Annotated in this window: 24 protein-coding genes; 16 read left to right on the top strand and 8 right to left on the bottom strand. The window is 59.2% G+C overall.

Annotated elements, in window-relative coordinates; all coding sequences use genetic code 11:
* The first annotated feature begins 2 nt into the window (after positions 1-2).
* Both C0Z16_RS20910 and C0Z16_RS20905 read left to right on the top strand, forming a co-directional pair.
* Positions 3-872, top strand: coding sequence for a hypothetical protein (locus C0Z16_RS20910; protein ID WP_146014329.1), 870 nt, complete (start codon positions 3-5; stop codon positions 870-872).
* 107 nt (positions 873-979) lie between these two features.
* A complete protein-coding gene (locus C0Z16_RS20905; RefSeq protein WP_102634010.1) occupies positions 980-1,183 on the top strand; it encodes a hypothetical protein in 204 nt (67 codons plus the stop codon).
* A gap of 80 nt (positions 1,184-1,263) precedes the next feature.
* Here the strand turns inward: C0Z16_RS20905 and C0Z16_RS20900 are convergent, their stop codons facing one another.
* Positions 1,264-2,118 carry a hypothetical protein gene (locus C0Z16_RS20900; RefSeq protein ID WP_102634009.1) on the bottom strand — a complete coding sequence of 285 codons (855 nt, stop codon included), beginning with the start codon at positions 2,116-2,118 and terminating at the stop codon, positions 1,264-1,266.
* 176 nt (positions 2,119-2,294) lie between these two features.
* Between C0Z16_RS20900 and C0Z16_RS20895 the strand changes: the two genes are divergently transcribed.
* Both C0Z16_RS20895 and C0Z16_RS20890 read left to right on the top strand, forming a co-directional pair.
* Positions 2,295-2,492, top strand: coding sequence for a helix-turn-helix transcriptional regulator (locus C0Z16_RS20895; RefSeq protein WP_102634008.1), 198 nt, complete (start codon positions 2,295-2,297; stop codon positions 2,490-2,492).
* Positions 2,492-3,976, top strand: coding sequence for a hypothetical protein (locus tag C0Z16_RS20890; RefSeq protein ID WP_102634007.1), 1,485 nt, complete (start codon positions 2,492-2,494; stop codon positions 3,974-3,976). The genes C0Z16_RS20895 and C0Z16_RS20890 overlap by 1 nt, the downstream gene beginning before the upstream one ends.
* Positions 3,977-4,116: 140 nt before the next feature.
* Here the strand turns inward: C0Z16_RS20890 and C0Z16_RS20885 are convergent, their stop codons facing one another.
* Positions 4,117-4,821: a hypothetical protein gene (locus C0Z16_RS20885; RefSeq protein WP_102634006.1), complete on the bottom strand. Its 705-nt coding sequence runs from the start codon at positions 4,819-4,821 to the stop codon at positions 4,117-4,119.
* A 615-nt stretch (positions 4,822-5,436) separates the two neighbouring features.
* Between C0Z16_RS20885 and C0Z16_RS20880 the strand changes: the two genes are divergently transcribed.
* From C0Z16_RS20880 to C0Z16_RS20870, 3 genes are all read left to right on the top strand, one after another.
* Positions 5,437-5,652 (top strand): helix-turn-helix transcriptional regulator, encoded by a 216-nt coding sequence (locus C0Z16_RS20880; protein WP_102634005.1) that lies wholly within the window; start codon positions 5,437-5,439, stop codon positions 5,650-5,652.
* Positions 5,649-6,185, top strand: coding sequence for a hypothetical protein (locus tag C0Z16_RS20875; protein WP_102634004.1), 537 nt, complete (start codon positions 5,649-5,651; stop codon positions 6,183-6,185). The genes C0Z16_RS20880 and C0Z16_RS20875 overlap by 4 nt, the downstream gene beginning before the upstream one ends.
* Positions 6,186-6,740: 555 nt before the next feature.
* Positions 6,741-9,632: a toprim domain-containing protein gene (locus C0Z16_RS20870; protein ID WP_158244504.1), complete on the top strand. Its 2,892-nt coding sequence runs from the start codon at positions 6,741-6,743 to the stop codon at positions 9,630-9,632.
* A 518-nt stretch (positions 9,633-10,150) separates the two neighbouring features.
* Here the strand turns inward: C0Z16_RS20870 and C0Z16_RS20865 are convergent.
* Positions 10,151-10,915 carry a hypothetical protein gene (locus tag C0Z16_RS20865; RefSeq protein ID WP_102634002.1) on the bottom strand — a complete coding sequence of 255 codons (765 nt, stop codon included), beginning with the start codon at positions 10,913-10,915 and terminating at the stop codon, positions 10,151-10,153.
* A 430-nt stretch (positions 10,916-11,345) separates the two neighbouring features.
* Here C0Z16_RS20865 and C0Z16_RS20860 point away from each other — a divergent pair, with 430 nt between their 5' ends.
* The 5 genes from C0Z16_RS20860 to C0Z16_RS20840 all read left to right on the top strand — a co-directional run bounded on the left by C0Z16_RS20860 (position 11,346) and on the right by C0Z16_RS20840 (position 13,305).
* Positions 11,346-12,044, top strand: coding sequence for a hypothetical protein (locus C0Z16_RS20860; RefSeq protein WP_146014328.1), 699 nt, complete (start codon positions 11,346-11,348; stop codon positions 12,042-12,044).
* Between the two features lie 124 nt (positions 12,045-12,168).
* Positions 12,169-12,375, top strand: a complete 207-nt coding sequence (locus C0Z16_RS20855) for a helix-turn-helix transcriptional regulator (protein ID WP_208638638.1) — start codon at positions 12,169-12,171, stop codon at positions 12,373-12,375.
* The gene (locus C0Z16_RS20850) at positions 12,372-12,743 is read left to right on the top strand and encodes an integrase arm-type DNA-binding domain-containing protein (protein ID WP_102634000.1); all 372 of its coding nucleotides are present in this window, start codon (positions 12,372-12,374) and stop codon (positions 12,741-12,743) included. The genes C0Z16_RS20855 and C0Z16_RS20850 overlap by 4 nt, the downstream gene beginning before the upstream one ends.
* Before the next feature lie 13 nt (positions 12,744-12,756).
* The gene (locus C0Z16_RS20845; protein WP_102633999.1) at positions 12,757-13,044 is read left to right on the top strand and encodes a hypothetical protein; all 288 of its coding nucleotides are present in this window, start codon (positions 12,757-12,759) and stop codon (positions 13,042-13,044) included.
* A 69-nt stretch (positions 13,045-13,113) separates the two neighbouring features.
* Entirely contained in the window at positions 13,114-13,305 is a 192-nt protein-coding gene (locus C0Z16_RS20840) for a hypothetical protein (RefSeq protein ID WP_102633998.1), read from the top strand.
* A gap of 206 nt (positions 13,306-13,511) precedes the next feature.
* Here the strand turns inward: C0Z16_RS20840 and C0Z16_RS20835 are convergent, their stop codons facing one another.
* Complete coding sequence (locus C0Z16_RS20835) at positions 13,512-15,116, bottom strand: HNH endonuclease (RefSeq protein ID WP_102633997.1); 1,605 nt, start codon at positions 15,114-15,116, stop codon at positions 13,512-13,514.
* 360 nt (positions 15,117-15,476) lie between these two features.
* Here C0Z16_RS20835 and C0Z16_RS20830 point away from each other — a divergent pair, with 360 nt between their 5' ends.
* Complete coding sequence (locus tag C0Z16_RS20830) at positions 15,477-15,668, top strand: antitoxin MazE family protein (protein ID WP_102633996.1); 192 nt, start codon at positions 15,477-15,479, stop codon at positions 15,666-15,668.
* Positions 15,669-15,673: 5 nt separating this feature from the next.
* Entirely contained in the window at positions 15,674-15,886 is a 213-nt protein-coding gene (locus C0Z16_RS20825) for a hypothetical protein (protein WP_102634138.1), read from the top strand.
* A gap of 42 nt (positions 15,887-15,928) precedes the next feature.
* Here the strand turns inward: C0Z16_RS20825 and C0Z16_RS38840 are convergent, their stop codons facing one another.
* The 4 genes from C0Z16_RS38840 to C0Z16_RS20805 form a co-directional block, all read right to left on the bottom strand.
* The gene (locus tag C0Z16_RS38840; RefSeq protein ID WP_407070686.1) at positions 15,929-16,108 is read right to left on the bottom strand and encodes a BrnA antitoxin family protein; all 180 of its coding nucleotides are present in this window, start codon (positions 16,106-16,108) and stop codon (positions 15,929-15,931) included.
* Positions 16,086-16,475 (bottom strand): HVO_A0114 family putative DNA-binding protein, encoded by a 390-nt coding sequence (locus C0Z16_RS20815; protein ID WP_102633994.1) that lies wholly within the window; start codon positions 16,473-16,475, stop codon positions 16,086-16,088. Before C0Z16_RS20815 ends, C0Z16_RS38840 begins: the two co-directional genes overlap by 23 nt.
* 6 nt (positions 16,476-16,481) lie before the next feature.
* Positions 16,482-16,814: a HigA family addiction module antitoxin gene (locus C0Z16_RS20810; RefSeq protein ID WP_244201300.1), complete on the bottom strand. Its 333-nt coding sequence runs from the start codon at positions 16,812-16,814 to the stop codon at positions 16,482-16,484.
* Positions 16,815-16,955: 141 nt separating this feature from the next.
* Complete coding sequence (locus C0Z16_RS20805) at positions 16,956-17,621, bottom strand: recombinase family protein (protein WP_102634137.1); 666 nt, start codon at positions 17,619-17,621, stop codon at positions 16,956-16,958.
* A gap of 228 nt (positions 17,622-17,849) precedes the next feature.
* On the opposite strand from C0Z16_RS20805, the gene C0Z16_RS20800 reads away from it, so the two are divergent.
* Both C0Z16_RS20800 and C0Z16_RS20795 read left to right on the top strand, forming a co-directional pair.
* Positions 17,850-18,515, top strand: a complete 666-nt coding sequence (locus tag C0Z16_RS20800; RefSeq protein ID WP_102633992.1) for a hypothetical protein — start codon at positions 17,850-17,852, stop codon at positions 18,513-18,515.
* 159 nt (positions 18,516-18,674) lie between these two features.
* Positions 18,675-19,454, top strand: coding sequence for a hypothetical protein (locus C0Z16_RS20795; RefSeq protein WP_102633991.1), 780 nt, complete (start codon positions 18,675-18,677; stop codon positions 19,452-19,454).
* Positions 19,455-19,574 lie beyond the last annotated feature (120 nt).

Here is a 19,574-nt window from a genome sequence, read left to right as displayed (position 1 = left end):
GATTGAAAGCGATCAGCAAAAGGTTCAACGAGGGAAAAACCCTTGATGCGGTCCTCCGTCACATCGAGACGCGAGACGGAGTTTGTCGCGGCGATGATGTTCGATCACCAGAGCTGGAAGGGCATGCCGTGCCGATTGATCTTGCATGCACTATTGGCGGGCGTCTCTTCGCATTTGAACATACTGGGATAGAGCCTTTCCCGGATCAGATCAAGATGGCGGTACATAATCGGCGCCTTTTCGGCCCGATCGAGCACGAGCTCGCGAGCACCTTGCAATTTGCTGAATCATTTGAGCTGCACGTCCCTGTCGACGCAACGGTGGGATTGAAGCCTGCTCAAATCGCGCAAATTCAAGACGTGCTCGTGAAATGGGTGCGGGAGTCTGCGCCGACTCTCCCGATCGCGCCATATGGCCGTTACGTCACGCCGATTCAAAAGGTGACGCTCACCGGGGTTCCTTTCGCCGTCACGCTTCACCGCTTTGCCGTATTGGGACCTCGTAGACGGTTCAGCGTTGCCTATCTGGTTGAAAGCAACATTGAGGCGGCGAGGTTCGATCGCATTAGCAAGTCATGTGACGATAAGTACGGGAAGCTCGCGGCGTGGAAGCGAAATTGCGACGCATGTACCGTCTTGGTGCTCGAAGAAGACGACATCCAACTAACCAACCACGACCTTGTCGCAGAAGCGTTGTCACGGGCGGAGAAAGGAAGGACAGATGCGCCGGACGAGATTTACGTGGTTAGTACGTGTTGTGACGACGTCTGGTGGGTGACGTGTCTGCGACGAGACGGTAAACCCGCCTATGACGATAGTGAGCGCTATTTGGAGTGCGATCCGTCAACGCTGGTGCAGTTGACGGATCGCTGATCCTTCAATCGGTTCGCGTGGCTCTAGGGGCGGCCAATCGTGACACGACAATAGGCCATAGCAGGCCGCAATAGCGCGGTGGGCAATCCACTATGACAGGGAAGGACATGGCAACAGCAGCAGAAGGTTTGGTAGGCGGACTGACGATCGAAGTCGCCAGAGCAAGGGCGCGAATCGACGCGGCGGTGTCGGCGGGCGTCGACGCAACGAAAGCGCGTCGCGTGCTGGTACGCTTGGAGCTGGAGCTCGCAGACGCGAAGAAGCGCGCGATCGAAGAATTCCATCGCCTCCCTGCCAATCCGTACGCATAACGCTCGACATGGTCGACAGTAGGGTAGGGCAGACAGGCCGCTTTCGAGCGGCCTGTGCACTACTTGATATGCAAGCAGCTTCAGTCGAGGCTCTGTGCGACTGCCTCGTTGATAACCTTCTCGGCAAGCGGCTGCATCGCGTCCGCCGTCTTCTTTGCCAGATACAGCCCAGGTCGCGCTGGAATTATCCAGCCTGGCGAGTTCTCGGACATCACCCTAAACGTGAGATAGCTGCTGTACGTTTTCCCGCCGGGCGTCCTGTTGTCCATGCGGACCATGCCCTGATAGCGCTTCTGATCGGCTGAGCTCAGGTTCGCGATTCCCGATGTATCGAGCTTTCCGCCCCACTTGTAGACGTTGCGCGGAACCATAAACGTTCCGCGCGTTGCCGTCGACGACATGAACGGCGTCTGCTTCTTCAGGGGCTTGGCGCTCCATTGCGGGTGCATCGAGGTCATCTCGCCAGATGCGCGTTTGCTCTGCGCGACGATAGTGCTGGCCTTCAGTTGCGACGCGGCGGTATAGACGTCCGTCGGCATGGATTGCGCGAGCGCGTCGTTACCCGGCGTATTCGCGCGCAGCGGAATGATCATGAAGCGCAGGCCGTCCTTGGTGCGACGGACCTTCGGGCTAGTCGAAAGCATCGTCTTAAGATCGTGCGGCGGGCGCCCGGTCTCGATCTCGTCAGCGTTCTTGTAGTCGGCCTGCACGACGGCCGCGAAGTGGCCCGCCATTGCCCACGTGATCGACTTCACATAGGCGTCTTTCTCGCCGCTCCATAGCTTCGCTCGGTATACCTCCTTTTGCCAGTTGGCGGCTGTCTGCTCGGCGATCGCACGCACCGCCTGATTAACCAGCGGGAAGACCTGCCGGGTGATGATCGGCACTGCATTCAGCATCTGCGACAGGTCGACTGAGACTTTGAATTGGGCCATTGGGGCACCTCCTTCGCCCTAATGTAATGTCGCGACGGGTGGCGGAGTAGGGCGGGCAGGCCGCTTCGAGCGGCTTTTTCTTTGCGTGCGTTTCGTGCACAGAAGCCCAAAGACGGCCAACGCAGGCCAAAGTCGTGACGCAAGAATGGGTCATCCAACAACGGGACTAGATCCAGATGAGCGGCACAACCCAACTATTGCGCCTGCCTGCGGTGATCGCGGCGGTAGGGCTGAAAAAGTCCATGATTTACAACCTGATCCGAGAGGGCAAATTCGCTAAGCCCGTCGTGCTGAATGCGCGCGTTGTCGCGTGGCGCCAGGAAGACGTGAACGCGTTTATCGCGTCGCGCAGCGTCGCTGGGGGTGCTGCGTAATGGCTACAAACGTTCAGCTCTACGTGCCCGACGTGCGCGTCGTGGTTTTCAAAACTATCGGACGTCAGACAGTCGACGGCCAGACGCCGGTATCGCAACGCGTGCTCGACACGAACAGGACGATCGATCTGACACCGTGGCTCGGTGAGGGCGGGCGCCTGTGCGTATCGAAGTCGGTTCGCGAGCCAGCGGGCGGTTGGTCGCTGACCGTGCCCGATAAGCCCTATGCGCAAGGCAATTCGTTCGAGTCGATGTATGGGCTGATCGAGCCAATGGATTTCATCGAAATCCGCATGCGGCATAACCTGCCCGGTGCGTCGACGGGCAATCCGACCAAGCCGCCTATTCTGATGCGTGGTTTCGTTTCCGGAATCTCGCGTAATGAGGCGATGGGCAACGATGGCAAGCCGATGCGCACGGTCACGATAAATGGCCAGGACCTTGGAAAGCTCTGGCAGATCATGCAGATCAAGTACATGCCGGGCTACGTGGTCGGCGAAAACTATCTTTCGAGCTTCCGTTTGTTCGAGCGGTTCGGACTCGGCTTCAAGACGTCTATGACAGCATCTGAGTTCATCACTGAGGTGGTGAAAAGCATCATGAATCCGTTCCTGAGTTCGCTCATGCCTCCGAATTCGCCGAATCCGACGGCGTTCAATCTCGACGTGTCGGTCGCGAATGGCGTCGTCGACGTTGGTGGCGCCCAGAACCAGCAGGGCACCATCCACGGCCTGCTCTCCTATTTCGGAGACGTCGGCGCCTGGAACGAGCTTTACATTGAGTCGAGGGAGGACGGGGAATACGTCGTCTATCGGCCGAACCCGCTCAGGGATATCAACGGTAATGTCATTCAGCCGGATTCGCTGAATCTGACGCCCATCGATATCGACGCCAAGGACGTGATCGCCCTGAATGTCTCTCGCGGCGATGAGAACGTCTCGAACTATTACTGGACGCGCGCGCCGCGCTTCGAGCTCGTCGACAACATCGTCAGCCAGCAGTTCGCCATAGGCGCCGATCCGGAATCGGTGGATCTCGGCCACTACACCAACTCGGCCGCGCAGTTCTACGGTGTCCGCATGCTAGAGACGGAGACCCAGCAGGGCGGCAACGACGTGACGACCATGTCGAGCGGGCAACCGGCGGCACAGCAGGCGACACGCAGCGCCAGCATGATGAACTGGATCAACAACCGGCGGGCGATCGTCGTCGCGTCGAATAAGGACAATGTCCTGCTCGAGCGCGGCACGGCGCGCATCCGCGCGAATGAAACGGTCAAGCCGGGGAGCTATGTGCGGATCGTGCGCGGGTCGTTCTCGTCGACGTTCTATGTCGTTGGCGTCGATCTGGACTTTATCCCGTATCAAGGCCTGTTCCAGACGCTCACGCTCGAGCGCGGTGACGGGTTCATCAAACGGGTAACGGCGGGCGCTGGCGTGCAAAGCCCGGCCAACGCAGAGAAGTCGGGGTTGGCAAATGGCTAGTCTGCGCTGGGGCAGGGTCACCGTCGGCGGCATCGGCGTCAACGGTCACCGTGCACACTGCACGGCGCCGATCCTGAGTGTCTGTTCGCCTGGCCATGCCATGTCGGTCTCCTGTTACCCGCGCGCAGCGGGCGTATGGTTTAGTTCGGGCGTGCCTTGCATACACCGTCGATGACGACCTCGCCCACCGATCCCACCGCTGCTTTAGCCCACGTGCCCCGGCCCATTTGGCTCCAGACAGTTTGATCGTTTGCAGCGTATCCGACCGTTTGCAGCGTCGAGTACGACTTATAGGTGCAGTTAATTTTCAATACCTCAATCTCATGGCCACCATCAGCTTGCATGTCCTTGAGAAAGGCAGTGGCGGAATCGCCGTCATACTGGACGTTCCCTGCGTCCAGATAGGTCGTCAGTGGGGCACCATTGGTCGATACCTTGATCCACTGTGGATCTGCGGCATGGGCGACTGCGCCGGCCGCGGCGGCGCTCTTTCTCTTTCTCTTCCACTCCGCCTGCTTCGCTTCCCAATCCGCCGCCGAGGCTTTACCCTCAGGCGAGTTTTGCCAAGCCTGTACTTGCTCACGATCGGCCTGCGCCTGTGCCAGCCCCGCCGGGTTGGCTGCGGGCACCCGCTCCGCGTTGGAGTAACCATCCCGTTGCAGGATCTGTTGCTGCGCTGCCGCCAGCTGCTCAGGGGACCGACTACACGACACCATAGCGCCTTGATGGGTACAGACCGTACCGTTGGGCTGCGTGACTGAGTAGCTGCCGTCCTTGTTGAATGAAACACTCGTGCAAGCAGTAAGCGAAGCAGCGATGGCTGCGCCAAGAATCAGTCTCTTCATGGTCTACTCGTTTGTTTGTGCCCCGGGCGATCGTGTCGGGGCTGAATTAGGCATCTGTTTAACGGCCACCACGGCTTTTAGTTGACGGCCACGCAGGTGCCGAAGTCCTTGCCCGCCGCGAAGCATCGGTCGCGCGCCGCCAACGTGTGGTCCCCTCGTCTGCCGCCGGCATCGGCACAAAGATCGGCAGTGATGCGTTCCGGGCGACGAGAGTCTCTCTTGATGGCCGACAAGAGGCAGACACGAACGCGCGGCCCGCAACCTGCGCCCACCGCTTAGCGTGCTTTATTGTCCGAATTCTGAAGCTACCCCTGTATTCGGCGTCGCCGGGCGACGGTTTCTTACATGCGCCCTATGTGCGCCCAATCGCGACGTGACATCCCTGCAACGCCCCGCCGGCATTGGTGACTGTGGTCTCACGCGACAGATCTCAAATCTGTTGGTGTGCGGTAGGGAACCTCAAGGTTACGGATGTAAATGTGACTTCGCTTCCATGTCGCTCGCGCCGCGCCAGCGTTGGTTTCTGTTGCGTCAAAAAACTCTCTTTGCGTCTTGTTGCGTCATTGCGGTTGATCGTGACAGCAATAATTCGCTCATCGCAACAGGAGAAAAGACGTGAGTGAGAAAGCGGTTTACGAGATGCCTTTGGCTGGATTCGTTCGTGAGAAGGATCTGATCACGGTGCTGGCGATCAGCAGGAAGACGCTCGAGCGCTGGTGCGCGGCGGGCAGGTTCCCAGCAGCAGTTCGACTTGGCGAGAAGGCCAAAGGCTGGAATGTCGACGTCGTCCGCGCGTGGATCGACGCGCGAACCAATGGGAGCGCAGTATGAGCATGCCGGAAACTGAACGCGACGCGCTCGACCAAAACGAATATTTCGAGACGCTGGGTTATTCCGGCGACGACTTTCTCGTTCGCCTAAAGAGTTCAGGGTCGACGGTACGATTCATTGGTCGACCGAACAACTGGATGCTTTCACTGATCGCGCCGATGTCATGGTGGAGTTCGCGCTGGTCGCTGCGCGGCCGGGGCACGACGGCGCAGCGGGCGTTCGTGCGGGCATGCAGTCGGCGCGGGCCATACGCGGAGGAGGCCATTGCTAGCCGAATCGCAGACGAAAAGCGTGCTGCACAGCCGGCGCCTGTGCTGACCCAGAGCGGACTGCCCGCGGCGGTCATCGTTGCCGAGACGGGCGGGTATTTCCACGTCCAGTGTCCGCACTGCGGCGACGTCCACCGGCACGGTGCGGGGCTGCTTGGCCGGCGCGTGCCGCATTGCTGGGGGCTGTACCGGGATGTGAGCGATTACGAGTTGGTGCGACGTAGCGCGTCGAGCGTCGACCACATCGAGCTCGCGGCTGCGTGAGCGGATCGCCAGCTCCACGAAGGCCCGGCATTGTCCGGGCTTCTCTACATCAATCGCGACGTGGTCGGCGAGACAATGCTGGAGAAGTCCGAGTCCAAAAAGCCAAAACCCCTGAGACCAGTGGCGAGCCGGCTATTCAGGGGCACTTTGGGTGATGCAAAGGATGTACATATTGTACCGCAACCGCTTGCGCCCAGCGTTGTCCCATGTCGAAAAAAATCCGTGGATCTCGATCTGTCACGACAAGCCGATTGCTTTCTGGTGCGTCAATGGCCTGCAGGCGGTCCACGCGAAAATATAGTCCTTTCGAGTGCCTCGCCCGCCGTGGATAATTCGTCGCATGGCACTCCGAACAAACGCGGCGGCCATGCGGTGCAGGCGACGCAGAGGGATCTGCGTTCATCAAAGTTACCAGGTGGAGGCTAACAGCCAATCCCTGGCGCCATGGCGAGATGGCGATTTAGGAACCGGAAGAGATGCAAAGGAACTTAGGTAACAACGATGCAGCTACGGCTGCAGGAAGAGTATTCTTCGCGTTTTCGATCGGCGGTCATCATGGTGCATGAGACACTGGCTATCGAAGACTTCGTAGATGCGATGTTCGAGCAGGACATCCGCGTCAACCCGGCCGACATCATCGCCGACGGCAAGCTCCATCGCATTCATGCGGACGGGGATGGCAAGAACGTAAAGGACTGCTGGTTCGTCCTGCACGCGGACGATCGTCCCGCCGGCAAGTTCGGGCACAACAGCAAGTACGGTTACGACGTCTCATTCCCCTGGTCGATGAAGGTCGAGCGCGCGCCGATGAGCGCGGAGGAAAAGCGTGCGTATCGCGAAAAGATGGACGCGGATCGCGCGCGCCGCGCGGCTGAAGAGTCTGCGCGCCACGCGGCGGCCGCAGTGCTGGCTAATCGAATTTGGGACGCGGCGACGCATGTCGAGGGTGACGATCATCCGTATCTGAAGCGCAAGGGCATTCAGTCGTATGGCCTGCGCGTGGGCACGTGGGAGAAGGTCGATCAGAGTACCGGCGAGGTGTCGATCATTTCGAAGAATGCGCTGCTGATCCCGATCTGGTCGCGCAAGGTCATCCACTCGCTGCAGGCGATCCTGCCGGATGCGAAGAAGCTCGGCCGCGACAAGGACTATCTGAGCGGCGCGAACAAGCACGGGCACTACTACTCAATTGGCAAGCCGCTCGAGCATGAGGGAAAACAGGTCATCTTGATCTGCGAGGGTTACGCGACAGGCGCCTCCCTGCATGCGGCGACAGGTCACGCGGTGATCATCGCATTCGATGCGCCGAACCTCATGCCGGTGGCGGAAAGCATGCGCGAGGCATTCCGCGATGCAACGATCGTTGTGTGCGCGGATAACGATCAATGGACGCTCAAGCCGGTGAAGAATCCCGGCGTCACGCGAGCCAATGAGGTACGCGCGGCGATCGGCGCACTGATGGCGGTCCCGCATTTCGATGCCTCGCTGGGCGTCGCCAACGAGGCCGGCAAGGTCAAAGGCCCGAACGACTTCAACGATCTGGCGATGCTCGAGGGCGACGACGCGGTGCGCGCGGTCATCGCGAATACGCTGAACCCGCCGGCGGTGGTCGGACCGGTTGAGGCTGCGGCGGTCGATGTCGCGGCTGCGCCGATCCCGCCGTGGAAAGACATTCAGAGCGCGGATGGCGTCGCGGTGCTCGACGCGCCGGGCGACGACGAGTTGCCGGGCGTGACCGTTGTGCAGTCGGATCCTGTCTCGGCGGCGCCGAAAGGCGAGACGATCGACCGCCCGACAGATAACCGGTATTTCAAGCTGCTTGGGCACGACCGGGGCACGTATTACGTTTTCCAGAACGAGGCTAAGCAGGTCAAAGCCATCACAAAGGCTGACTTCTCCGAAAACGGTCTGTACGAGCTGGCTCCTCCGAATTGGTGGGAACTGCATTTTTCGGGCGGGAAGGGGACCAAATTCAATAAGGCTGCAGCGGTCAACTTCCTGATCCGTGCGTGTCTGGAGCGGGGGATCTACGATCCTTCGAATACGCGTGGTCGTGGCGCGTGGATTGATAGCGGTCGCGTCGTGTTCCATTCGGGCAGTCATCTGCGGGTTGACGGGTTGAAGACTGAAGTGACGGATATCGTGTCGCGATTCGTGTATGAAGTCGCGCGCGATCTTCCGGTGCTTGGCGATGACGTCGCGACGGACGAGGAGGGGCAATGGGTAATCGCAACGGCTGAGAAATTCCGCTGGGAGAAACCCGCGTCCGCGCTACTGGTGGCCGGCTGGGCGGCGTTGGCGCCGCTCTGTGGTGCGATTGCATGGCGGCCGCATATCTGGCTGACCGGCGGCGCTGGCTGCGGTAAGTCGACGATTTTGAATCAGTTCCTCGCGCCCCTCGCGAGTGGCGCCGACGACGGCGAGGACGGGATTGCGCTGCTCGCCAATGGCAACACGTCGGAGGCCGGCATCCGCCAGTTCCTGAAGGCTGACGCTCTGCCGGTGCTGTTCGACGAGTCCGAATCGAACCGTGAAAGAGACGCAGATCGGATCCAGAACGTGCTGTCGCTGATCCGGCAGGCATCGACGGAGTCGAAGTTCAAGACGCTGAAGGGTACGGCCGGCGGCGAAGCGATGTCGTTCCATATTCGCTCGATGTTCGCGCTGGCGTCGATTCAGACGGCGCTGAAGCAGCAGGCCGACGTCGAACGCCTGACCGTCCTGCGGCTGCGCGACAAACGTGACAACAAGGCCGGGGATCTGGCGTGGTCCGATCTGGAGATTGAACTGTCGAAGCTGCGCGGCAATGGCGATTTCGCTCGTCGCATCATCAATCGATCGTTGCGCCTGATGCCGATCACGATCAAGAACATCCGCACATTCGTGAGCGCAGCGGCGCGTAAGTTTGGCAATCAGCGCGATGGCGATCAGTACGGGACGTTGCTGGCGGGTGCGTGGTCGCTGTTCTCAAGCGACGTTGCGACGGACGAGCAGGCGACAGATCTGATCGAGTCCCTCGAGTGGAACGTGTATGTCGAGCCAGATGCTGATGACCGATTCGACGGGCTCAAGGCGTTGACGTCCAGCATCGTGAGGACGGATCGAGGCGACGCGACGATCCTCGAACTCGTGCAGATCGCTGGCGGCGATGAGGTCGAAGGCCTTTCGGGTTTTGGTCTTCCGGCCGCAGAGCGGATGCTGGGCCGTTACGGTTTGCGTCGCAGCGGGAACGATCTTCAGGTGTCCAATAAGAACGCCGCCCGCGTCGAGTTGATGGCAAAGACGAATTTCAATGCGGATCTGCGTGGCCAGCTCCTGCGCATCCCGGGCGCTAGGCCGGGCGAAAAACCGGTGTACTTCAAGGGCGCCGGCACCGATCGATATCTGTCGGTTCCTCTCGCCGGACTGTTTGCCACGCAAGATGACGCTGCAGCGGGCAACTTCTAGCGGTCGCGTAAGTCCTGGAGCAAACCAAAAACCCGGCCGAGCCGGGTTTTTTCTTACTATTACGCTGATTCGCGGTTCTCTTACAGTGGCGCGTAAGACTGAAAACCCTTATCCAGTACGGGTGTTAGCGATTCTCTTACGATCTTACGCAATTTCCCGGAGATACATCCCTCTATCCCTCTCCCGCCATAATCATATGGATTACACAATGATTACGCTCCTCCTCATCTATCTATCTATTTCTCTCTATAAAAGAGTAAGAGAGTAAGAAAGGTATACGCAGCAAAGGTTTGCGGTCTTACGGTCGCTCTTACGGTCTCTTACCGTTCTGGCTCAAGCGTAAGAGTGGTCCCGAGTTCGGCCGCACCGCGCGAACATTGGCGACTTGCTCGAGGTGATAAGCATCTGGTTGGGAGACGTCCGAGTGGTGCTGCGCTCTTCGGACGGCACAGCACCACTCGGTTTTTTCGCACTAAGGATGAACGATGAAGCCGGTTATCCGGGTTGAAACCGATGTACTACGAAGCGGCATCGGAGGCGTCGACGGTGCCGTCGCGCAACGCAACAATGCCTAGATACAAAGTGATGGGGATCGTCTTTCGGAACGCCGGGCCCTGCAGATCGATGGCAAGCCAAGTTCCTGACAGCAGCCAAAGAATAGGTCCTAATGCATTGATCCACGGGTTGCGCTTTAGAAGCTCCTTGATCAACTGCTTTGCTGCCTCTCGCCCTATAATTTGCGCGATCAGTGTGACGATGATCGTCTCGATGATGCCCAACGTAATCTTCGGCCCCAGTATCTCCATAACGATGGGAAGGATCGCAACCTTTCCGTTCGCTTTCAGGTGCTGCATGATGAGTTCTCGCTTTGTCTCGGCGATGCCCATCTTTTCGAACGCTTTGGCAAGGTCTTCCGGGCTTTTCGACGAAAGCTCCTTTTCAACAGTTGCAGCTACGAGGCGCTCGAGCTTGGCCTCAACACTTCCGCCCATTTTGATGTTGACCTTGAGCTTATCGCAGACATCTTGCACAAGTTCGTCGGCTGAAACCCCTGGCTCATCGCTGAAGACAAGGCGCGTGAGATATGCTACATCGGACGACGCATAATACCGAATTTGTTTATCCATCAAAGCAATCATCGACTTCATCGCGGCTGGATCGGCCTCACTCACGGACAAAAGACGCTTTAGTTCTTTATCGTCAGTGAGAGAAAAATAGCTATCAAGAACGCTGCTAATATAGTCAAAATCAGCTTTCTCGCATTTATTAAGAATGGCTTTCAATGTTTTCCCCGAAGTAAGTGCTGCTGATGAATAACTTAGGCCAACGTCTGCTCCCGCGCCACTTCGGTTGGTCCTTCAGACTGACACACGACCGCTGAATTGTAGCGCCGCCAACGTCCTCACTGGCCGAGCATACTCGTTCGCCGCCCATCGAGTCGCGGCTTTATGGGATTGGACGTGCGATCGCTGATGCTCCTATGCACGGCGTATGCAGGCGACGGGGTGGACTGTGGCGATGATCTAGTTGCGGGGTCGGAGGTAACGAAAAAGCGTGCAGGCGGCCAAACAGGCGTCCTCGGCGCGAAATCCGAAAAGTTGGATACGAACCCAACCGGGCGGAAACCTTGCTGGTTGCGGCTTCACGGTCGTAACACGATGATTGGTTTGAATCGAATCAAACCCGTTCAAACCGCGCCCAAGGAGGGCGATCGTGCCGAAGCCAGCAGACAAAAACCGGGAGGCCGCGCGTCGAGCCATACGAGAAGCTATCGTGACGCACGGTCCAGATCAGGGGCCTGCGATCGCGCGTCGCGCCTTTCCAGAAGTGAACCCCGAAACCTTCAAAGGATGGGTGGCTGTGGAAAAACGCGATGCCCGTAAATTGGCCGAGCGCGTCGCGGCGGAGGCGCCGATGCCCGCGCGCGGCCCAGGGCGGCCGCCGCTCGACGTGGCGCCGATGCCGATGCCCGTCACTGAGATCAAGGCGATCTCGAATGGCCGGCACCAGCTCGCGCGCAGCGCGACTTCCCGCACGCCCGTGTCGTTCTTCGACCGGTACGACGAGCTTGAGCGCGATCTGGCGAAAGTACGCAGCGCTTGTATCCGGGTCGATCCTACGACCGGAAACGAACGCATCGTCAATCCAGCGGCGCTGCTGCTCTGTGTGCGCGAGGGCCGGGCTAACTTGAAGCTGCAGATGGAGCATTCCGAAGCGGCGCATACCATCGATCGGTTGACGGAGATGACGGAGGCGATGGTTCAAATCGTCAGCACAGCAATTAATGAGTTCCCGGAGGCGCAGAGACGCCCGGCCGTTGAGCGGATCCGCGCGCTGGTCGAGAAGCGGAAGGCTCAGATGGAGCGCGTGGATCCGGAGATGGCGAACGCGCTTACTGGGTTCTGCAGTTGAGCGAGGGGTGCGCCGTGCGGCAATCAGGGCGTTGCGCATCTTCGCATGCAGTCCTCTCTAGTCCTTCCAGGTCCTCCGTCGTGATGCCACCATCCCAAGCATGATAACGACAGCAGGAGCTGGGATGGAAAACGCAAAAGAAATGGACAGGATTGTTAAGCTGCAGGAAGTTCAGACCATCACGGGGCTGTCTCGGTCGGTGATCTATCGGCTGCTGGCACAGGGGGCGTTCCCCGCCCAGGTTGACACTGGTGCGCGGATGACGGCCTGGAAGCGGTCGGCCGTTCAGGAGTGGGTCGCGTCGTGCGGCACTAAGGCGGCGACGGTATGAGTCACCTGCTCCTGCTGAACGAGTCTCACACACACGCGGTGTGCAATCCCGGCTGGCACGACGACGGCGGCGGCCTGTTCCTGGTCATCGCCGATGACAACAGCGCGCAGTGGGTGTTCCGACCTGCGCTCGCCGACGGCCTGGTACATGCGGAGCTGATCGGCGACGCTGACGATCTCCATATTGACAGGGCGCGCGAACTGGCTCAGGCCTGCCGCGATCGGCTATTCCTGCGGCGGGATCCGGAGGGGGCTGCTTATCGGCGGCAGGAGTTGTCCGGCGTGATGCTGTCGCTGGTCGACAAGTTCCGGACGCCGGCTGGACGCGGTGTGCGGCACCGGCATGTCGTCATAGGCGCATGTCCCTGACGATGGCGCGCCGATGGCAACGGCGTGCGCCGACGTCGACGCAGCGTATCTGAACGGGTACCGCGCGGCCATCGCTGACGTGGCACGAGGCGGCTTATCCGGCTACGCGCTGCAGGTCGCGCGTGATATTCGCATGCAGCTCGGCCTGCTGAGCGGAATGTACCGGCGCGGTGACTCGCAGGCGATCGCCAGTGTGTTCCGCGCGATCGACGCGCTTATGGATGATCCCGCTTTCGGCACGCTCGCGCGGCGTGAGCCGCGGCTGTTTTGGGCGGTTGCGACGACGGGAAAGAAAGATTGACGCGGCGTAAACCCGCAATGTACGATGGTTTAGGTGCTCAGCACACCTTATCCGCAAGCGGAGACTGCCATGACAGCAGCCAATAGACCGGAAAACGCAGAAGAGGTGAATGGCGTCGCCTATCGCTTGCTCGATGGTTACGATGGCGCGGCGCGGGAACCGTCAGCTGACTACATTGCAAAGCTCCTCGCGAGCGCGCCCGAAGCGATACGGGCCAGGGTTGCGGAAGCCGCCAAGGAAAGAGCAGCAGAGAAGCAGTAACCCCTCACGGCATACCTGCAACGCGGCGCCTACGGGCGCCGTTTTCATGTCCGTCGTCGTATGGCGTGCCCTATGTGCGCCCGATCCCGTCCTCGTCTCCCGCAAACTCTCACCGATAAAGGCGCCGCGCGCCGCTGCCAACAGATCTTCTATCTGTTGGCGGCCACCCCTAACAGGCAGTCCGTCCATCTCAGTAATCGATGTAGTTAATTGATCATCTCAATCAAATTGATCGGTTTTGCCAGAACTTGCATACCCTGCGGCGTTCGGCCGGTCTCGAATACAGCGCGCCAGAAACCAGTAACCTGCTTTCCGCCAAAAATTGTCTCTGAGAAGTCCGTATTTACCCACAATGGTAGCGCTAGAAGGTTATCGATGAATTTCTGAATGTTCCCCCAGACCTGATCGGGAAAAGGAATCTGGAACAGGCGATCTTTGGGATCGGGCCTACCCAAGGTGATAAAGTAATTTCGAGCAACTTGGCCAACATATTGAAGCCAGTTGTAGAGAATCTCTTCCTTGCTCATGCGGAAGGCGCGTAGGTGATCATGCTTAATGGCTTCGCCCTTCTGCAGCTTGCTTTCGATCTTGTCCGTGCCGATCTCAGGGTCGAACCTGTCGACATAGAGCAAGTCCGCAATCAGGTTCATCAAGCGCAGAATCTGTGCGCTTTCTACCAGTCGCGGATTTTCTCCCTCTTCAGCGCGGTAGTTGATCGGGGTCTCCAGCACTTCCTGATAGACAAAGAACGAGTAGAACGTCTTCTCCACCGAGCTGTAAGACAGCGGCGACTCCTTTCCCCGCCCACCAAAGTCGATGAAATCGCGTAGTTTGTTACTTGAGTCTGAGGTGACTGCGTTACGCACCGCATCAAGGATATAGCGCTTGATCTCGCGCGATTGCCCTTTGAAGTGACTTACCAAATCCCGTTCTGAAAAACTGAGGTCGCCTTCTGGTCGCCCGGTTTCCTTGCGAAAGCGTTCGATACGGTCCTGATAAAGCGAGCTACCGAGATGACGCTGTACTGACTTATCGAAGGCTACTTGCTTGAGTGTTGTGCCAGCATTGGTATTGGTTGTGATCAACGTATCTGGATCGGGGTCGATAAACACCCTCACTGGTAATTCACGCGCTCCCAGCATGATCTGCGCGGCAGCTTTGTGCTGGCCGTCGAACACGTGAATGGCACTTCGTCCTTCCGCACTCTTTATCCACGCCAACGGCACATGCAGTTGCGGTCGCTTCTGATAAAACTCTTCCACTAGCTTCGAGATATTCGGACCGATAGATCGGGGATTGATATGGTCGTCGTGGGCGAGGTACTGGATTGGCAGGTTTGCGAAAAAAAATCGGAACCCGCTGAGTGCATCTTGGTAAACGGGCACCGTGCGCAAGGTGTTGTCGCCGATTTCACCGAAGCTGTACGTTAGCGCCTCGTTCATCAGTTTGAATCCCAGTCGCTGATCGCCGCCGCCGGCCTGCTGTAGCAAATCGCCGAGGTTCGGGCTGCGGTCTTCTGTTTCAAGATCGTCCTTGAGACGCTTAAAACGATGCAATATCCGGGCAACCTCAAGATTTGATGCCTGCTTTGAACGGTTGCAGCTATCGTGTGTTAGCGCAAAGTTGCTCTGGTCATCCTTGCCGCCAAGCGTAAGCGGGACAACATGATCGATGTCGATTGTATTCTTTTGGACCTGTAAATCAATCGGCTGCTCGCAGATGAAGCACGAGCCGTGCTGCATCCCGTATAACTTCTGCACGAGTTGCTGCCGCTCTTCCGGTTTCAAACGGCCAAGGTAAAGTGATGCCATTCCAGTTTTCTCCTCGTTTTCAGTGACCGGCCCACAAGATCGCGGTCGAGTGCGGTTGAGTTTAGCCGATATGCCACGTGACAAAGGTTCTCTGGTATGTCGCACGTCGGCACATATTCAACCGAACTGCAACCTTATTGGAAGCATGCTGCATGGGTGGAGGGTGCACTTCCAATGGTGCGAGCGGTGATTGAGGCGCATACAACGTCTCTGCTCGAATCCCGCATCGTGTGACGGCCCGACCCAGCGGGATTGTCGATTACGCCGGACGGTCGGGGGCGAGATCTCCAATCTGCTGCGAACTCGGTGAAGGCGGCTGCGCAGCGGCCTATAATCGGTTCGTTCATTGTGGAGACTGCCATGACGTCACCCCGCGAGAAGCGCGAAGCCCTTCGCCAAGCCGTGCTACGTGCTAATGAGATTTGGGACACGCGCCGGCCGGGTTTCGCGGAGGAATGCGCCCGCCAGTCGCGCGCCGTCAGCGAGAGCGCGGGAGAAAAGGAAGATATGGATTTCATCGAGCGGGCAACTGATATGGACGACTGGGAGTGACAGCAGTGGAGCACTCAGACTTCCAGATCGGCACGGAGTTTTATACCGAGTCGGGCCTGTGGCGATGCACCGACGTCGGATCGCGCACGATCGTGGCCGTGCAGGTGCAGGACGGATATCCCGGTGCTAAAGAGGCGCCCCCCTTCGTAGATGCTGTCGAGGTTGTGTTCGACGAGTACGATTTTCCAGGGCTGTCCCGTGAGCCGGTTGCGGACTGACTGCCGTGACACCCCCGAAGGGCAGCAAAACCGGCGTCTCCCTCAATCCGCTTTGAGCGGATGCTCCAGCAGGTAGACGCGCAATGCGTCATTGATCCTTTGCTCGCAGCCGGCGCCGGTCGCGCGGAATACCTCGACAACATCGGCGTCAGTGAGAACCTCGGCGGCCATTCGTGCCCCGCGCACCGACAGCCGGGTTTTAGCTACTTGGCGTATCTTCATCTTGTCCGGTGCGCTCAAGGTGCTTCGGCTCAATCCAAAAGTCGACGTGCACCTTGTCATACGGGAACACGATCGCGTCGCTCTCGTCGTGATCGAGAACGCCAGTATTGAGCAGGGCATGCACGTCCTCATCTACGCCCGTGACGTCGCGATCGACGCGCCGCGCGAGCTCGCGAATCGACATCGCGCCGGCGCCAGTCATTTCCTGAATGATCTGCCAGCACATTGGTGTGAGCGTCTTTACGAGCAGATCGAGCGTCGCGAAGGTGATGTATGCGATCTTCGCCTCACGCCCCGATTTTACGGCGGCGATCGTGCGCGCGGAGACGTCGGCCTCTGTGGCGACGCCGATGGTTACTGTGGCCATCGTCTTTCACTCGTCATCCAGCACCTCACGTGGCGTGATTTCCGCCTCGATCCGGTGACTGTGTGCGCGCCGCGCTACCTTCAGGTCATACGTCTGCTGCAGGTTCAGCCAGGACTCGGCGTCTCCCCCGAAATAGCGCGCGAGCCGCAAAGCCAGTTCCGCGTCGACTTGCCTTCGTTCGTGCACGACGTCTTCAATTTTGGAAAGTGCCGTGCGTAGCGCGCTCGCAAGCGCGTTTGTTGTCATGCCCAGCGGCGCGAGATAGTCTTCCCGAAGCACTTCGCCAGGATGGATCGGGCGCATGCCATTTTTAGGGCGCGCGCTCGTTCCGGCCTTCATGGCGCGCACCGAGCGCAGCAGCGCTGCTTCGAGATGCTTTTGATCCTTATCCATGGTCGATTTCCTCGCGGATTGTTACCGCGCAATGGTACCGGCTTTCTGCTCGGCGCCGTCAAGATCGTGATGCAAGCGAGTGCGCGGCTAGGCTAAGCGCGCGAGAGTGCGCTGTAGCTGCGTCCTGGCCCATGCCTTCCCAGTGGGCGTCTTTATGCCGATCGCGTTCAACTCGGCGACCATCGCGATCTGCGTCATTCCCTGCGCGACGAACCCGCTCAACGTGGCCGACAGTTTCGCTGCGAACTCATTGGCCGCCTTCTGGCGAGCCTCAACGTTCGGCCGCAGGTTCGCGGGTCCGGCGCCACCCAACTTCACTCCTCGGGCTTTCGCTGCTGCCAGCGCGGCTTTCGTGCGTCTGCTGATTTCGTCGCGCTCCCACTCAGACATTACCGCATGCATCTGGATCATGACTTTGTTCGCCTGCGGCATATCGGCGGCAATGAAGTCGACGCCGGTCTCGATAAGACCGGTGATGAAGTGCACGTTGCGCGCAAGACGGTCGAGTTTGGCAATGAGCAGTGTGGCGCCGGCTTTCTTGCATAGCGCGAGTGCTGCGCGCAGCTGGGGACGCTTGTCGAGTGCGTTCGCGCCTTTGCCGGTTTCGACCTCGACGAACCGGCCGACAACTTCCCAGGCGTCGCCGCTCAGATATGCGTCGACGGCGCCCTGCTGCGCCTCCAGTCCGAGTCCGGATTGACCTTGCTTGGCGGTCGAGACGCGCAGGTACGTCACAAATTTCCCGTTTGCCATCTTGTTTTTCTCCGATGCCACACGACAGGTCGTTCGTTTAATGTGTGGCACTGTACCGGAAAGACCCTTGCGGCGCTCATTCTTCGTGTTGTGCGCGCAACGGGTTATGCGTCTCTTTCTCCGTTTCCCTCCCGATAGATGGCGCCAAGTGATCAGTCGTGACGTGACGATTTGATCAGCGGAGGCGCACGACGCGCCCCGCAATACTCACGTAACGGAGCGGTAAAAATGAGTCATTCAGCAGCAGTCCAAGACAACCCGGCAACCGTGCCGGAGAAAACCATCGATGAACTGATCGTTGAAGGATCCGCAGAGCTGATCGCGGCCCGCTCAATCACCGCGATAAATGCGGCGCTCAAGCGCTTCGACCTCGATTACCGCGTGCCGCTCGACGACGATCGCCTCAACGACGTAGCCACTGCACTATCGAAGGCCAATCACGTCGAGTTGAAGTTCAGCGAGGAACTGGCGACATTGCAGCAATCTCTTGGCGCGCTCGAGCGGCGTTTTTTTCAATGTGTCGCACGCATGGAGGCAATCCTGGCAAACCGTCAGCTAGCCGATCTCGATTCCGATGAGTTGCGCCGCTTCGCTGCGGTTGGCGAGGAGTGCTGTGCGACTATCAGGCGCCTGACCGCGACACAGACGGCGCTGGCGCAACTCGATACTGGTGCTGCTGCTGCCGCCGTCGCGCGCTGCAGCGCAGCAGTGGACCGAGTCGGGTACGGCATCCTGACGGAGACTATGGTTGGCCATGTTATTCGCGCTGAGCGCGCGCTTATCGACGCCGTCGAAGCAATGCGCGCCGTAGGCCAGATCGGAGCCAGGCATCTCGGGGGCGACGGCATGAGCCATACCCCCGATTCTCGCCTCGTGGAGTTGCTCGGCGTCTGACGATCACCGGACGGCCTTCTGGTCGTCCACAAAATCCCCGATTCTTTCCCGATAGAACGAAAAATTTCGCGGATACGCAGGTCGTGACACGACCATGGATTCATGTCCTCCTGCACGTTGCGGCGGACTAGAACCCAAAACGAATAGACGGAGTAGAAAATGAATTCAGTTGCAGCAGCGCACCAGCGCACCATCGACGCGATTACCGGCAAGATCACCGAAACCGTCGGCCGTGTGAACGCCGCGATCATCGCGAACGACGCGAAAGCACAGGCCTCGCACAAGCGCACGTTGGCGTCGCTTCATGATGACCTGAAAGAAGCGCAGCGTCACGCGGAGGCGGCCAGCATCGAGCAGGTTGAGGCCGACCGTGCTGCAGTCGAGGCCGACGGCGTTGCGATCGCTGAGCAGACAATCGCCCGCGTGAACGACATCATCGCGCCTTATGGCGTGGCCCCGATCTCCGTAGGTGACGACCGTTTCGGTGCGGCGGCACATGCCCTGTCCTTGGCAAGGCAGAAGCTGGCCCACGTCATGGATAAGGTCGAGGTCGCCGGCAATAAGCTCGATGAAGTCGAATCGAAGATCTCCGAGCTGAACGCGAAGCGTGACGCGATCACGGCCGCACGCCTGGCGGGTGCCGATCAGAAGGGATCGGCTGACGAATTCGTCGCACTCAGCGCCGACATCGTGTCACTGAGTTCGATGCTGGAGCCGCTGCGCAACACGCTCTCGAGCGTCGACTCCAGTAATGAGCGCACATGGGTCGCGAAAATCGAGCAGGAGGTCAAGGCGCTTGTATCGACCGTCGCAGTCGACGCGGTGCAGGCAAAGGTGCGCGATGCCGAGCAGGCGTTGCTCGCGGCCGTACGTGGCGCCTATGCCGTCGGCGTGGCTCAACAGCCCACCAGGGGTTCGAGTGTGCTTGCCCACTATTGAGACTTCCATAATTCATGACGTCACCACAGCGTAGCCTGCATCCAGCAAGCGGCAATGATCGAAGGCCGCTTTTGAGCGCTCTTGAGCTTGTTGCGGGCGCTCGCGTGCAGTTCGCCCAGA

This window comes from Paraburkholderia rhynchosiae, assembly GCF_002879865.1.
GTDB classification, from domain to species: domain Bacteria; phylum Pseudomonadota; class Gammaproteobacteria; order Burkholderiales; family Burkholderiaceae; genus Paraburkholderia; species Paraburkholderia rhynchosiae.
This window is presented reverse-complemented; position numbering and strand designations above follow the sequence as displayed.